The organism is Pseudoxanthomonas sp. CF385 (assembly GCF_900104255.1).
GTDB lineage: Bacteria > Pseudomonadota > Gammaproteobacteria > Xanthomonadales > Xanthomonadaceae > Pseudoxanthomonas_A.
Genome location: NZ_FNKZ01000001.1, coordinates 583,310 through 597,490, shown reverse-complemented (window position 1 = coordinate 597,490; position 14,181 = coordinate 583,310). Strand labels below are relative to the sequence as shown.

Here is a 14,181-nt window from a genome sequence, read left to right as displayed (position 1 = left end):
TTCCGGAGTCCTTCGATGACGTCACGCCCCACCGCATCGCCCGTCCGCCTCACCGCCACGTTGGCCGCCATCGTGTCGTTGGCGGCCTGCACCACCACGCCCGCCGCTCCGGCCTGGGTGCCGGGCCAGCAAGCCACGGTGGAGGGCCAGGTCGCCACGGTCGACACCACGCCGTGGACCTACGACGGCAGCGCGGTGGTCACCCTCGCCACGCCGACCGGCAACGTGGAGGTCCACCTGCCGGCGCGCTGGAACCTGTGCAAGGCGCCGCCGCCGGACGAGGTGCAGGCCCTGAAGGCCGGCGACCGCGTGCGGGCGACCGGCACGGTCTCCGAACCCCACACCCTCGTGGTCTGCGAGCAGGCCGCGCACGGGCTGCATCGCGCGCCCTGAGCCGCCGGGCTCATCGCCCGGCGATCAGCGGCGAATCGTGCGCTGCAACTAGCATGTAAACGTTTTCATCCCTAGTATCCGGCGCTCCCGTGGCCTGTCCGGCCCGCCCCCAGGAGCCCCGCCATGACCCCCATCGCGCCTGCGGTCCGCCGCCCGCCCCTGGCCTGTGCGGTCCTCGCCCTGGCGGTCGGCCTGGTCCTCAGCCCCCTGGCCCGGTCCGCCGATGCCCTGCCCCCGCGCGCGAGCTGGACGGCGACCAGTTCGGCCAGCACCACCGTGGAGATGGCCCCGCCCAAGGGCATCGATGGCGACCCCGCGACCAAGTGGGGCGGCGCCTTCTCGCCCGGCCACTGGTACCAGGTGGACCTGGGCAAGCGGGTGGCCGTCGGTGCGGTGGAGCTGCATTGGGAATGGGGCGGCGCGCGCGCCTATTCGATCCAGGCCTCGGACGACGGCGAACACTGGCGCACCGCGTTCGAGACGCGCGATGGCGTCGGCGGCATCGAGTACGACGTGTTCCCCACCGTGCAGGCGCGCTACCTGCGCCTGACCGCACCGGACCGCTCGGCGGACTGGGGCGTGTCGGTGTTCGAATTCCAGCCGTATGCCGGCACGGAGGCGCCCCGCATCCGCGGCGTCGACGGCGATCCGGCAGCGCTGTGGTCCGACGCCGGCGATGCGCATGCGATGACCGGCAAGCCCGCCGCCGACGGCATGCGGCAGCTGCAGATCGACCTGCCCACGCCGGTGTCCGTGGCCGGTCTGGAAGTGGCGTGGAAGGACACGCCGCGCGCCGCCCGGCTGGAAGGCCGCGAAGCCGGTTCGGATCGCTGGATCGTGCTGGCCGAAGACCCGCGCGCATTCGGCGACAGCGCTTTCCTCGCCGACAGCCAGGCGCGCACGCTGTCCGCGCTGCGTTTGAGCGTACGCGGCGAGGGCACGCAGGCGCCGACGCTGCAGCGGCTGCGCCTGATCGGGCCCAAGCGGGTGATGACGGCGATGAAGCGCTATGAGCTGGCCGCCTCGCGCGAACACCGTGCACTGTTCCCCTCGTCGCTGCACCAGCAGCAAGTGTACTGGACGGCCGTGGGCATTCCCGCGGGCCGGCAGAAGTCGGTGCTCGACGAGTTCGGCCATGTCGAAGCCTTCAAGGGCGCGCCGCTGGTGCAGCCGGTGTGGCGCGATGCGAGCGGCCGGGCGAGCGCGGCGAACGCCGACACGCCGATCACCCACGCGCTGCGCGACGGCTGGATGCCGATGCCCACCGTGCAGTGGTCGCCGCAGCCGGGGTTGGAACTGACGACGGCCGCGATCGCCCTCGAACAACGCGGCGCGCCGGTCACGCTGGTGCGCTACCGCCTGCGCAACACCGGCACCGCGCCCGTGGCCGGCAGCTTCAATCTGCTGACGCGGCCGATGCAGGTCAGCCCGCCGTGGCAGAACGGCGGCCCGTCGCCGATCCGCGACATCCACGTCGGCAGCGGCGATGCCGCACAGGTGGCGGTCAACGGACGCACGCTGTTCCAGTCGCTGACGCCGGTGGCGCGCGCATCCGCATCCGCCTTCGGTGCGCATGGCGAAGGCGAGATCACCGGCTTGCTGATGACCGATGGCCTGCCCGACGCGCAGCAGGCGCACGACGACACCGGCCTGGCCGCCGGCCAGCTGGGCTACGACGTGGCGCTGGCGCCCGGCGCGACGCAGGACATCGTGATCGCCTTCGCCCTCGGCGATGCGCGCATCGATCCGGCCAAGCCGCTGCCCGCCGCGCCCGCACTCGACCTCGCGGGACTCACCGGCGGAGGCGCCTTCGATGCGCGCGCCGACGAAGTGGCCGCGCAATGGGAGAAGCGCCTGGGCCGTATCGGGCTGTCGCTGCCGGATGCCTCGCTGGTCGACATGCTGCGTGCGCAGGCCGCGTACATGCTGATCAACCAGAGCGGCCACGCCATGCAGCCGGGTCCGCGCAACTACAACCGCTCCTTCATCCGTGACGGCGCGGCGACCGCGGCCACGCTGGTGCGCATGGGCATGCCGAAGACGGCGCGCGACTACCTGCAGTGGTACGCCGGCCATGCGGTGCACGAGAACGGCCTGGTGTCGCCGATCCTCAACGACGACGGATCGGTCAACACGGGGTTCGGCTCCGACATCGAGTACGACAGCCAAGGGCAGTTCATCTGGCTGGTCGCCGAAATCGCGCGCCTGGATGGCGGTGCGCGCAGCGTGCGCGACTACCAGGACAAGGTGACGCGCGCGATGAAGTTCATGCAGGAGCTGCGCGAGCGCACGATGGTGCCGGGCTATCTCGCCGACCAGCCGTCGCCGGAGCGCTTCCACGGCATCCTGGCGCCGTCGATCAGCCACGAGGGCTATCCGGTGCCCACGCACAGCTACTGGGACGACTATTGGGCCCTGAAGGGCTGGCATGACGGCGCATGGCTGGCCGAGCAGTGGGGCGATGCGAAGACGGCCGCCTGGGCACGCGAGCAGTACGCGGCGCTGCGCGAATCGATGGCCGCCTCGCTGCGCGCGACGATGAAGTGGAAGGGCGTGGACTACGTGCCCGCCGATGCCGACATGGGCGGCAGCGATCCCACCAGCCTGTCGATCGGCCTGGACCCGGCCGGGCAGCAGGACGTGATGCCGGCCGATGCGCTGAAGACCACGTTCGACCGTTACCTGGACGACGTGCGCAAGCGCGACACGCCCGGTGCGCTGTTCGCCTACACGCCGTACGAGATCCGCAACGTGCTGACCTACGTGCACCTCAACCGGCCGCAGGAGGCGCAGGAGCTGTTGATGCGGTTCCTCGGCCATCGCCGCCCGGGCCCGTGGCAGGTGCTGGCGGAAGTGGTGTACTCCGATCCGCGCCACGCGATCTATCTGGGCGACATGCCGCATACGTGGATCGGTTCGGAATACGCGCGCGCGCTCTTCGGCATGCTGATGCACGAAGGCGACGATGCACTGTCGCTGCTGCCAGGCACGCCGCCCGCGTGGGTGGCCGGCGACGGCCTGCGCGTGGACGGCCTGCCGACGGCGTACGGCACGCTGGCCATGACGGCGCGCAAGCAGGGCCAGACCTTGCGCGTGACGCTCGGCCCGGGCCTGCGCAAGGACACCGCGCTGAAGGTCAGTTGGCCGAGCCGGACGAAGCCGTCGCGGGTGACGGTGGATGGCAAGGCAGTGCCGGCCGCCGACTATGATGCCGACGGTCTTCGCCTGGCCAAGCCCTTCAGGACGCTCGACGCCGCTTGGTGATGCGGCGTCGCTTCAGGACTCCGGTTTTTTCAGTTCGATGATGAGGGTACGCGTCTCGGCGCTGCCCGCGTTCACCGTGTCGTGGGTCACCGGCGACGCCCATTCGATATGGCCTTGCGGAATGTTACGTCGCTCGGGTTTCTTGCCCGGGCCGGTCAGCAAGGCTTCGCCCGGCGTCAGGAAGTAGATGATGTGATCGCCATGCGTGTGCGTGCCGGTGCTCTTGCCCGGCGCGACGGTCAGCTCGATCACGCGAACCTGGTCGTTCTCCAGGATGACCTTTGCGCCGGACCCTGCGGTCTTCACCAGGTCCTGCGCGGAAGAGCTCACGCTGACGGCGATCGCAAGCGCGCCAGCGGCGAGGAAGACGTTTCGATGCATGGGTCTGCTCCGGCGTGCGCGCTGCGACCGGTCCACCGCGCCGCCACGGGAAAAGACGCATGTGCAGGAACCCCGGCCATCGCGATGCCGTCCATGCACACGTGACACGGCCCGGGTCGGGACCGCTCAACCGGCGACAACGCCACCGCGGGCGCGGGCCGGACACCGCCCGGCGGACAGCACCCTTCAGGCGATCATTCCGCCCTCACCCACCGCCCATTCTCCTGCAACACCACCTCGAAGCGCGCCCACTGGCGGAACTCGTCGGGGCTGGCAACGCCGGGCGTACCAGTCTGTTCGCCGGCGACGACGCGATAGTCCAGCGCCGCGCCCTCGCCTTCCAGGACGTGCCGCACGCTCCACAGGCGGCCGAGCTTGCCGTTGCTGTAGAAGCGCCCGCGGATGATCGCGTCGGGGTGGGTGATGTTGCGCTCGGCGTGCTGCTTGGCCAGTTCCAGCAGTTCGGTGAGGTTCTCGGTGGTGATGTCGACGTAGGAGTTGAGTTGCTCCATCGCCGCGGAGAAGTCTTCCTGGGTCAGTTCGAACTGGCGCTGCGCGGGCTGGGTGAAGCGTGCGGCGGTGCGGCGGCGGTGCAGGTGGGCCGGGTAGCGGCGCCACGGGAACAGGGCGTTGAAGGCGATGGCCATGGACAGGATGGCGACGGTGTTGATCAGGATCGGCATCAGCAGGTAGTGGTAGCCGAGGGCGTGCACGTCCGGGCCGCCGATCACCGCCGCCAGGGCGGTGGCGCCACCGGGCGGGTGGATGCAGCGCAGGTAGTACATGCCCAGCACCGCGAGCCCGACCGCGAGGGCAGCGGTCCAGGTGTGGTCGGGGAACAATTTCTGGCAGCTCACGCCGATGAAGGCGGACAGCAGGTGGCCGCCGACCACGGCCCACGGCTGCGACAGCGCGCCCTGCGGCACGGCGAACAGCAGCACGGCGGACGCGCCCATCGAGGTGACCATCAACGCGCCGCCCACGGTGGACGCGGCGGCGGTCGGAAACGTCCACCGGGTCAGCCAGTACACCGACAGGATGCCCAGCAGCGCGCCGATGCCCGATATCCACTTCTCGCCATGGCGGGTGGTGTTGCGCTCGATGCCCAGCAGCAGGCGCAACTCGGTCAGGCGGGAATGAGGACTCATGCGTGGCAGCGGTGGGAATCGGCGCCGCAGTCTATGCGATGCGCGCGCGTTCGTCCGTCACGCCGCATCAACTCCGCGCGCTGAGCAAGCCGATCCGGCGGAACCACATCTCCAGCGGCACGGTCACCAGCGGCGGCACGGCAGCGACCACCGCCAGCAGCGTGGCCCACCACGGCCAACGCAGGCGTAGGGCCGACAGCACGGTGGCGACGACGTAGAACAGGAATGCACCGCCATGCAGGGGGCCGAATATCTTGACACCGAGGTCGTTCCCTACGGCACCGTATTTGAACGCCATGCCGATCAGCAGACCGGCCCAGGTGAAGCCTTCAACGAAGGCGGCGACAGCGAACAGGCGCCCGGCGGGCGCGAGGGGTCGGGACATGCAGGAACTCCAGTGAGGGATTGCCGCGACGCGAGGGCGGCGGCGACGCTCGCTGGCGGGGAGATTCTAGCGGGTCGAAGCGAAGCGCTCGACCCGCCACCTGCGGCTTCACCTTCGTGTAGCAGCGATCTGTACGGCGACGTGTGGGTGATCGCGGTAGTACGAGGCGTTCTCGGCCAGCGCCTGCCATCGCTCGAGATCGGCCACAAGCGCAGTGAGGTGTCGGTAGGCACTGATGAGCAGCACATTCGGGTGTGGCTGCAGCTGGGGCAGGCACGCGTTGAGCAGATCAAGCAGACAGCGGATGCGGTCTAGGCAGTCTTCGGCCTAGCGTCTCGCGGCGGCTGCAAGTCGATCAAGACGATCGCCTTCGTAGCCAGTGATGCCCGCATCGGCCAGTACATCCAGTGCTTCGCCCTGTAGCAGACTGAGAACGGACTCAAGGCCTGTCGGCGGCTCCGGGCGATGATGTTGGGCGCCGGGATGCAGATTGCCCGCGCCTTTGGCTTGATCTTGTTCTGCCCACTCCATGACTCAAATCTCCTGGCTGCTCGTTAAGTGTCTCTTGGCTCCCCGTCACACATCTCTCGTGACGGTCAATGAGATTTAAAAACAGTAGATTTATAATCTGTAGATTGTCAAGCAGTAGGGCATGAATCTGGTCTCATGCCTAGAAAGTCACAATCGACGCCCACCCAAGCAACTGCCCGTGAGCGGATATCCACCAACTTGAGCCGCCTACGTAAAGGTCGCGGACTCAGTCAGGAGCAGCTAGCTGAGCTAGCACAGTTCCATCGCACATATGTTTCACAGCTGGAGCGCTGCGTGACAAACATTTCAATTGATGGATTGGAACGACTTGCAAGGGCACTAGAAGTGGATGTTCTAGAGCTTCTACAACGCTCGAACTAATCTCAGGCAGCAAGGAAAGCTCTGGTGAGGCAACCATGAATTTCGACTACTACCCAACGCCTCCCCATTTAGCGAAAGAGCTGGTTGAACTCGTTGCAGTTGACGAGCCAAAGCTGGTGGCTGATTTTTCTGCTGGTTCCGGAAATCTTCTAGTGAGTGCAGCGGCCCGTTGGCCTCACGCCGATATCACTGCGATCGACATCCAGCGCGAGTTCACCGACGCTCTGAAGCGGACGTATCCGAGCTGGCAAATAGGAACGTGCAACTTCCTATCGTCAAACTCGTCGAAGAGCTGCAAAGCCCTCAAAGGCATCAAAGGACGTGTCGACGTCGTTCTTCTTAACCCCCCGTTCTCGCGCGCGAGCACGGAGGGCGTCTTTGTACTTCCTTGCGGGACGGAAATTAGCTGCAGCCCAGCTCTCAAGTTCGTTCTCGAATCCCAGCGCTACTTAAGTTCGAAGGGCGAGATATCTACCGTCCTTCCAATCAGCGCCTTGTATGGATCACGAGATGCCGATGCTCGTGCCTATCTCTCTGAGAACTGGAGTTTGAAGATCAACCGCGTAGTTGGTCGCAGGACCTTCAGAAACTGTTTTGTAGAGACCGCACTTGTGAATGTAAGAGCAAAGGTGCCAGAGCCACGCTCTCCAACGACCCTGGAAGTCGTGAATATGGAGCGGTCTTTAACCATCAAGCGCGGCAGGGTACATGTGCATTCAGCTGTGCCGTCGAAATCCAAGAAGGCTGTGGAGTTTCTTCATACTACCAACCTAAAGCACAACAAAGTTCTCCACAGCTCCTTCCGATCACCCAGCGTGCCCAGCACTCTGTCAGGCCCAGCTGTGGTGATACCGAGAGTTGGGAGGCCAGATCGAAGAAAGATTTGCATCATCGGAGCGCAACGAAAGTTCGTGATGTCCGATTGCCTGATTGCACTGGTCCCATCCCCTCCATTCAGCACAAGAGAGCTCCAACAGCTGCTGATAGACAACTTCTCCGATATTTCGGCCACCTATGTGGGCACCGGCGCACCCTTTACAACTATCGAACGCCTGCGCGATGCCCTGAGAAGGCTTGGGATTGAGAGCATTTAATGAGTGCCGTATCTCGTCAGCGCCCACGAGAGTCTTCTAGATCCTCCATTCTTCAGAAAGCAGATTTTTTTGCGTCAATCGGGCTGTGGCCGGCAACAAGCACGTTTGATCCGAGGGGGTGGCTCAAAAACTTTCGGGCTGAAGAAGAGCGCCACGCGCTATGCTGCCTGAACGCGTTCATCTTCGTTTCTGCTGAGATTACTGATGCTCTTTTGGTGAGTGCATTCCACAACCTGAGCGCTCACAAGCAACTAATCGAACGCCACGGCTCCCAGCATCGCGATCAATGGCGCGCGTTCCGCGACAAGCTGGTTGCAACTTACGTCGAGGCAAGAAATCCAAACGCTTCCGAGAGCGGCCCACACTTCGCTCGTCTAGCACGGCACAAGCTTGACTTGCCTCAATCTCAGATCTTTACGCCCGAGGCTGCTCTTCGTGTAATGGCGGTTGAGCCAGATCGCCCGGTTTTACTCTTAGACGATTTCATAGGCAGTGGCGACCAGGTGACGTCGGCATGGACGCATCATAGAGATGTCTGGCCTGGCGAAACTTCAACTTACCGCGACGTTGTTGCACAGCACAACTCTACGATTGTCTACTGCCCCCTAGTGTCAACATTTGAAGGATCGGAGGTGGTCCGGCGTGAATGTCCTTCACTGCTGCTGATGCCTGCCCATGAGCTAGATGCAAGGGAGAACTTCGTGCATGAGGATTCGCTCTTCTGGCCACCTGGAATGAGAGACTCTGGGATTGAGTTCATAAGAGCCGCCAGCGCACGAGCCGGCATACCAGATAGCGAATGCTTCGGCTACAAAGGACAAGCTCTAGCACTTGCATTCGAACACGGCGTGCCGGACGCGACACTTCCGATCTTTTGGCATGAGTCTGAGAATTGGCAACCTTTGATTAGGAGGCGCTGACCGTGGCTGAGCCTAATTTGTTAGTGATCGACCAGCAGTTGGCGGATGCGTTCTCGAACTTCCGCGCCGAGCACAATGGTGCGGAGCTGTTTGAACAGTTCACCCAGCCTGGCTACTTTCCAGAACTTGTTACAGAACAACCTTGCTTTCTGATAGGTGGCAGAGGGACTGGGAAGACCACAACTCTCAAGTCGCTGTCGTACAAAGGGAGATTCGCCCTAGGTAACGACCAACCAAAGCGTCTAGATCAGTGGGGCTATGTTGGGATCTATCTAAGGATCAACACCGGTCGAGTGGCCGCCTTCCAAGGCCCTGAGGCCTCGCTTCCGCAGTGGGAGCGAATATTTGGTCACTACCTGAACTTGCTACTGTCCTCTGCAGCGCTGGATTTCTTTGAATGGTATTCACGCACGCATCGCGAGTTTGAGCAGCTAAGCGCTCAATCACTTGGTTCGTTTTCGAACTCATTCAGCATGCCAGAGGCCACTTCAGTCGCCGACGCAATAGAGAAGCTCAAGCAACGCCTGATCACATTGGAAACGACAGTCAACTCGATAGGGCGATCTAACTCGATTGACTTAACAGCCCTCGGAGCCCCTATCGATGCACTGATGGACTGCCTACAGGCATCGGGAATTCTAGGAAAGACAACGTTCTTCTTTCTTATTGACGAGTTTGAGAACTTGTCCGCCTACCAGCAGCGGGTCGTTAATACGCTGATCAAGCATGCACGCCCTCCGTACACTTTCAAGATCGGTGTTCGAGAGCTCGGAATTAGAGAAAGGTGCACTCTCAACGCCTCGGAACTTCTGGTCGATCCCGCGGATTTTAGACGGATCGATATCGCCGAAAGACTTACATCTGACTCAGACTTTGAGAACTTCGCCGCTCTTGTATGCGCGCGCCGCATCAGGTCACACGGCGGCACTGGTGTGGTGAGCCCAGGCGCGCTTATCGGTATCTTCCAGTCATTGAGTCCTGAAGAGGAAGCAGATCTTCTCGGGCTATCCAAGACGTTTGATAGCACCAACCAGATCATCCTCCTAACACTGTCTGGAAAAGCGCGGGCGCGCTATGAAAGCATGAGCCAGCTTGAGAGGTACTGCCTATACGTTCTTGAAGGGTCAAGCATTGATAGCTTGCAGTCGGCGATGACTAGTGAAGACTTCAAAGCATGGAAGACTCGTTTTGAGAATTACAAGACATCCATGCTGTTTACCATCAAGTCTCGCAAGTCAGGGATTAGGAAGTACTACTGCGGCTGGAAGGTTATATGCAAATTAGCTTCGGGGAACATCAGGTACCTTCTGGAGCTAGTGCACAGATCGATCCAGATGCAACTTGATGCCAGCAATAGCTCATCGTTTCAAGGATTGGTATCTGCAGAAGTTCAGACGAGAGCCGCGCAGTACATAGGGCGAAAGAACCTTCGCGAGCTTGAAGGTCTCTCAATACTAGGCGCTAGGGTTGCCAAGCTCGTGCTCAGCTTGGGCAGAATCTTCCAGGTCATGGCCGAGGATCCGGTTGGACATACCGCCGAGATTACGCAGTTCGACCTTGTTAGCAATGATGATCTCGGGAGTTCCGCCATCACAAGAGAGTTACTTGAGAATGCGGTAATGCACCTGGCGCTCATTCGACGCGCAGGCACCAAGCTTCAGCAATCTGAAGATGTTCGAGACTACGACTACGCGCTGCACCCGATTTTTACCGCGTTCTTTGAGTACAGTTATCGTCACAAGAGGAAGATGACTCTCAGCTATGAAGAGTTGCGTGGACTTTCCGAGAATCCTCACATGTACATAGCACGAGTTCTGAAGCGACAGAACAGAAGCGCTGATTCCACCCTTCCAGCACAGATGGCGCTGTTTCAGGACTTCTATCGTGGCAGTCATTGACAAGCCAATCTTTACAACCTCCACTTCAAGTTTCTCTGAATCCGAACTGTTGCCTGGAGGGGTTCTTGTGGTCGGCTGCGGTCCCGAGGAGAGGGCAAAATCCTGGCCTGCGCTTGCGAATTCCGTCCCGACCAGAGTCATTGAGCTTTCTGAGACAGATGAGCTAACTATCGCCGCAGCTTCTATGAACGGCAGGACGTTCGAGCTTCCGCTAAGAAACCCTGATCAATTGCTGTCCATCGCTGACATGAGCACTAGCCGCTCCGTCGATATCGATCTGACCAGCCTTCCCACCCACATCTGGGCCCCTCTGATAAAGGCGTACTGGGAAGCGAACGTTCGAATAAGGGCGTTCTACGTTGAACCTGGCGACTACACGCAGAGCAGCGCACCTACTGAGGGCGAGCTCTTCGATCTGAGCGAAAGGATCAACGGGATTGCGCCACTCCCAGGCTTTTCAAGCATCAGTAAGACTGAAGATGGCGAAACTGTCTTCATACCTCTACTAGGGTTCGAGGGTAGTCGCTTAGCACACGTAGTCGAGTCTCTTGAACCCGCACCAGAGAACATCTATCCAATCATTGGTGTACCAGGCTTTCGGCCCAGCTATCCTTTCCATACCTATCTGGGCAACCAATCGACAATTCAAACGACGGGGTCCGCTCGCAACATTCACTACTCAAGGGCAAATTGCCCCTTTAGTGCCTTCTACTGCATAGAGGCAATCACAAGCAGAAGGGGCAGCAACTCCGTGCAGCTTGCGCCGCTAGGAACGAGACCTCACGGACTTGGTTCCGTGCTGTTCTATCTCGCAAGCCGTGAGACCGTAGAGATCATCTATGATCACCCCCGAAAGAAAGCCGGACGCACTTCCGGCGTATCCAGAAGCTGCATCTACGATATATCCGCGTTCAAAGACTTCTTACGCGAGTCAAGAACTTGAACGCGAGGGATTTCTAGAAGGGATCCATCTTCGCGGCTCGCGGAAGTAGGGAAGCGGGAACTTGAGTCCCTCGCTTCCACTCACTTCGCTTTCGATCAAACCGTCACCGGGTTCGCCTTCTCCACATCGATCTTGTACTGCTTGATCGCGCGGGATACGTCTTTGGCGGTCATCTTGCCTTCCTTCGCCAGGGCGGCGATGGCGGCGTGGGCGATGTAGTAGCGGTCCACTTCGAAGTGACGGCGCAGGTTGGCGCGGGTGTCGCTGCGGCCGAAGCCGTCCGTGCCCAGCGCCGTGTAGGCCGCCGGGATGAAGGCGCGGATCTGGTCGCTGTACGCACGCACGTAGTCGGTCGCGGCGATCACCGGACCCTGGCGGCCTTCCAGCAGCTCCGTCACGTACGGCTTGCGCGGCGACTTCGCTTCCGGGTTCAGGCGGTTCCAGCGCTCGGCATCGAAACCGTCGCGACGCAGCTCGTTGAAGCTCGGGCAGGACCAGATGTCGGCGGTGACGCCGAAATCCTTGTCCAGCAACTCGGCCGCCGCGATCGCCTCGCGCAGGATGGTGCCGCTACCCAGCAGCTGCACGCGCAGCTCGCCCTTCTTCGGCTTGCCGGCATCGGTGAGCAGGTACATGCCCTTGATGATGCCCTCGGCTGCGCCTTCCGGCATGTCCGGGTGGGTGTAGTTCTCGTTCATCAGGGTGACGTAGTAGTACTCGTCCACCTGCTCCTGCAGCATCTTCTGCATGCCGTGCTGCAGGACCACCGCGACTTCGAAGCCGAAGGTCGGGTCGTAGCTGCGCACGTTCGGGATGCTGCCGGCGATGACGTGGCTGAAGCCGTCTTCGTGCTGCAGGCCCTCACCGTTGAGCGTCGTGCGGCCCGCGGTGCCGCCCAGCAGGAAGCCGCGCGTGCGCATGTCCGCCGCCTGCCAGGCGATGTCGCCGATGCGCTGGAAGCCGAACATCGAGTAGTAGATGTAGAACGGCAGCATCGGCACGTTGCTGACCGAATAGCTGGTGCCCGCCGCCATCCACGACGACATCGCGCCCGGCTCGCTGATGCCCTGCTGCAGCACCTGGCCGGACTGGTCTTCGCGGTAGTACATCAGCTGGTCGGCATCGACCGGCTTGTACTTCTGGCCGAACGGCGCGTAGATGCCGATCTGGCGGAACATGCCTTCCATGCCGAAGGTGCGCGCTTCGTCGGCGACGATCGGCACCAGGCGCGGGCCGACCTGCTTGTCGCGCAGCGCGATGTTCAGGCCCTGCACGAACGCCATCGTGGTGGAGATCTCGCGCTCGCCGGTGCTCTTCAGCAGGCGGTCGAAGGCCTCCAGCTTCGGCGTCTCGAACGACTCGCTGGCCTTGCGGCGACGCTGCGGCAGGTAGCCGCCGAGCGCGGCACGGCGCGACTTCAGGTACTGGATCTCCGGCGAATCCTCGCCCGGGTGGTAGAACGGCACCTGCGCCGACTCTTCCAGCTGCTTGTCGCTGACCGGGATGTTGAAGCGGTCGCGGAACGTGCGGATGGCTTCGTCGTCCAGCTTCTTGGTCTGGTGGGTCGGATTGAGCGATTCGCCCGCCGAACCCATGCCGTAGCCCTTCACCGTCTTGGCCAGGATCACCGTGGGCATGCCCTTGGTGTTCACCGCCTCGTGGTAGGCCGCGTAGACCTTGTGCGGATCATGGCCGCCGCGGTTGAGGCGCCAGATGTCGTCATCGGACAGGTTGGCGACCATGGCCGCCGTCTCCGGGTACTTGCCGAAGAAGTTGTCGCGCGTGTACTTGCCGCCGAACGCCTTGCAGTTCTGGTACTCGCCGTCGACGGTTTCCATCATCAGCTTCTTCAGCACGCCGCTGGTGTCGCGCGCGATGAGCGGATCCCAGTAGCTGCCCCACAGCAGCTTGATGACGTTCCAGCCGCCGCCGCGGAACACGCCTTCCAGCTCCTGGATGATCTTGCCGTTGCCGCGCACCGGGCCGTCCAGGCGCTGCAGGTTGCAGTTGACGACGAAGATCAGGTTGTCGAGGCCTTCGCGGCCGGCCAGCGCGATCGCGCCGAGGGTTTCCGGCTCGTCGCTCTCGCCGTCGCCGATGAAGCACCACACCTTGCGGTCGGACTTCTCGATCAGGCCGCGGTGCTCCAGGTACTTCATGAACTGCGCCTGGTAGATCGCCGCCAGCGGGCCCAGGCCCATCGAGACGGTCGGGGTCTGCCAGTAGTCGGGCATCAGCCACGGGTGCGGATAGGACGAGATGCCCTGGCCGTCGACTTCCATGCGGAAGTTGTCGAGCTGCTGCTCGCTGATGCGGCCTTCCAGGAACGAACGCGCGTAGATGCCCGGCGCGCTGTGGCCCTGGATGAAGAGCAGGTCGCCCGGATGGCTGTCGCTCGGCGCGCGCCAGAAATGGTTGAAGCCCACGTCATAGAGCGTCGCGCCGGAGGCGAAGCTGGCGATGTGGCCGCCGAGGTCGCCGGGCTTGCGGTTGGCGCGCACCACGGTGGCCATCGCGTTCCAGCGGATGATCGAACGGATGCGCCATTCCAGCGCGGCGTCGCCCGGGCTCTTGGCCTCGTTCTGCGGCGCGATGGTGTTGACGTATTCGGTGGTCGGCGAGAACGGCAGGTAGGCACCGGCGCGGCGGGTGACTTCCACCATGCCTTCGAGCAACTGGTGAGCACGCAGGGCGCCGTTCTTCTCGATCACCGCCTGCATGGAATCGATCCATTCGCGGGATTCCTGCGGGTCCGGATCGCTCTGCAACATCTCGTTCAACCAGTTCATTCCCACTCCTGTTGCGCCGCGCGTGGGGCGTGGCGTCGCCGATTCTTGTAGACC

At 62.5% G+C, this 14,181-nt stretch carries 12 protein-coding genes; 7 read left to right on the top strand and 5 right to left on the bottom strand.

Annotated features, from left to right (window positions below; translation table 11 throughout):
- Nucleotides 1–15 precede the first annotated feature (15 nt).
- Together BLT45_RS02595 and BLT45_RS02590 are read left to right on the top strand one after the other, a co-directional pair.
- The gene (locus BLT45_RS02595; RefSeq protein ID WP_093294773.1) at nucleotides 16–393 is read left to right on the top strand and encodes a hypothetical protein; all 378 of its coding nucleotides are present in this window, start codon (nucleotides 16–18) and stop codon (nucleotides 391–393) included.
- A gap of 123 nt (nucleotides 394–516) precedes the next feature.
- Nucleotides 517–3,657: a discoidin domain-containing protein gene (locus BLT45_RS02590; protein WP_093294771.1), complete on the top strand. Its 3,141-nt coding sequence runs from the start codon at nucleotides 517–519 to the stop codon at nucleotides 3,655–3,657.
- 12 nt (nucleotides 3,658–3,669) lie between these two features.
- Here the strand turns inward: BLT45_RS02590 and BLT45_RS02585 are convergent, their stop codons facing one another.
- From BLT45_RS02585 to BLT45_RS18060, 4 genes are all read right to left on the bottom strand, one after another.
- Nucleotides 3,670–4,038, bottom strand: coding sequence for a cupin domain-containing protein (locus tag BLT45_RS02585; protein ID WP_093294769.1), 369 nt, complete (start codon nucleotides 4,036–4,038; stop codon nucleotides 3,670–3,672).
- A 194-nt stretch (nucleotides 4,039–4,232) separates the two neighbouring features.
- Nucleotides 4,233–5,186, bottom strand: coding sequence for an HPP family protein (locus tag BLT45_RS02580; protein WP_093294767.1), 954 nt, complete (start codon nucleotides 5,184–5,186; stop codon nucleotides 4,233–4,235).
- A gap of 67 nt (nucleotides 5,187–5,253) precedes the next feature.
- The gene (locus BLT45_RS02575) at nucleotides 5,254–5,571 is read right to left on the bottom strand and encodes a DUF3817 domain-containing protein (RefSeq protein WP_093294765.1); all 318 of its coding nucleotides are present in this window, start codon (nucleotides 5,569–5,571) and stop codon (nucleotides 5,254–5,256) included.
- 327 nt (nucleotides 5,572–5,898) lie between these two features.
- On the bottom strand, nucleotides 5,899–6,102 hold the full coding sequence (locus BLT45_RS18060) for a hypothetical protein (RefSeq protein WP_139187889.1): 204 nt from the start codon (nucleotides 6,100–6,102) through the stop codon (nucleotides 5,899–5,901).
- A 135-nt stretch (nucleotides 6,103–6,237) separates the two neighbouring features.
- Here BLT45_RS18060 and BLT45_RS02570 point away from each other — a divergent pair, with 135 nt between their 5' ends.
- From BLT45_RS02570 to BLT45_RS18050, 5 genes are read left to right on the top strand one after another with little or no spacing between them, the layout of a single operon-like run.
- On the top strand, nucleotides 6,238–6,483 hold the full coding sequence (locus BLT45_RS02570) for a helix-turn-helix domain-containing protein (RefSeq protein WP_093294763.1): 246 nt from the start codon (nucleotides 6,238–6,240) through the stop codon (nucleotides 6,481–6,483).
- A 35-nt stretch (nucleotides 6,484–6,518) separates the two neighbouring features.
- Nucleotides 6,519–7,577 carry a methyltransferase gene (locus tag BLT45_RS02565; protein WP_093294761.1) on the top strand — a complete coding sequence of 353 codons (1,059 nt, stop codon included), beginning with the start codon at nucleotides 6,519–6,521 and terminating at the stop codon, nucleotides 7,575–7,577.
- Nucleotides 7,577–8,497 (top strand): phosphoribosyltransferase-like protein, encoded by a 921-nt coding sequence (locus tag BLT45_RS18055; protein ID WP_139187887.1) that lies wholly within the window; start codon nucleotides 7,577–7,579, stop codon nucleotides 8,495–8,497. Before BLT45_RS02565 ends, BLT45_RS18055 begins: the two co-directional genes overlap by 1 nt.
- 2 nt (nucleotides 8,498–8,499) lie before the next feature.
- Nucleotides 8,500–10,395 (top strand): ORC-CDC6 family AAA ATPase, encoded by a 1,896-nt coding sequence (locus tag BLT45_RS02560; protein WP_175455704.1) that lies wholly within the window; start codon nucleotides 8,500–8,502, stop codon nucleotides 10,393–10,395.
- Complete coding sequence (locus BLT45_RS18050; protein WP_139187883.1) at nucleotides 10,382–11,338, top strand: hypothetical protein; 957 nt, start codon at nucleotides 10,382–10,384, stop codon at nucleotides 11,336–11,338. Before BLT45_RS02560 ends, BLT45_RS18050 begins: the two co-directional genes overlap by 14 nt.
- A 95-nt stretch (nucleotides 11,339–11,433) precedes the next feature.
- Here BLT45_RS18050 and aceE read toward each other — a convergent pair whose 3' ends face one another.
- Entirely contained in the window at nucleotides 11,434–14,127 is a 2,694-nt protein-coding gene (gene aceE, locus BLT45_RS02555) for a pyruvate dehydrogenase (acetyl-transferring), homodimeric type (RefSeq protein ID WP_093294757.1), read from the bottom strand.
- Nucleotides 14,128–14,181 lie beyond the last annotated feature (54 nt).